Here is a 658-nt window from a genome sequence, read left to right on the forward strand (position 1 = left end):
CTACCATCGGCGCTAAGGAGCTTAACTTCTGTGTTCGGCATGGGAACAGGTGTGACCTCCTTGCCATTGTCACCAGACAAATGGAATGTATTATACATTCAAAACTAGATAGTAAGTAAAATGATTTTGCGTCGCAAAACATAAAATTGATTAAGTCTTCGATCGATTAGTATTCGTCAGCTCCACGTGTCACCACGCTTCCACCTCGAACCTATTAACCTCATCATCTTTGAGGGATCTTATAACCGAAGTTGGGAAATCTCATCTTGAGGGGGGCTTCATGCTTAGATGCTTTCAGCACTTATCCCGTCCATACATAGCTACCCAGCTATGCCGTTGGCACGACAACTGGTACACCAGAGGTATGTCCATCCCGGTCCTCTCGTACTAAGGACAGCTCCTCTCAAATTTCCTACGCCCACGACGGATAGGGACCGAACTGTCTCACGACGTTCTGAACCCAGCTCGCGTACCGCTTTAATGGGCGAACAGCCCAACCCTTGGGACCGACTACAGCCCCAGGATGCGATGAGCCGACATCGAGGTGCCAAACCTCCCCGTCGATGTGAACTCTTGGGGGAGATAAGCCTGTTATCCCCGGGGTAGCTTTTATCCGTTGAGCGATGGCCCTTCCATGCGGAACCACCGGATCACTAAG

At 50.2% G+C, this 658-nt stretch carries 2 rRNA genes; both read right to left on the minus strand.

Annotated features, from left to right (window positions below):
* A 5S ribosomal RNA gene (gene rrf / locus CD121_RS05850) occupies positions 1-77 on the minus strand; the annotation flags it as partial.
* A gap of 69 nt (positions 78-146) precedes the next feature.
* A 23S ribosomal RNA gene (locus tag CD121_RS05855) occupies positions 147-658 on the minus strand; the annotation flags it as partial.

Source organism: Staphylococcus pasteuri, assembly GCF_003970495.1.
Classification (GTDB): Bacteria; Bacillota; Bacilli; order Staphylococcales; family Staphylococcaceae; genus Staphylococcus; species Staphylococcus pasteuri.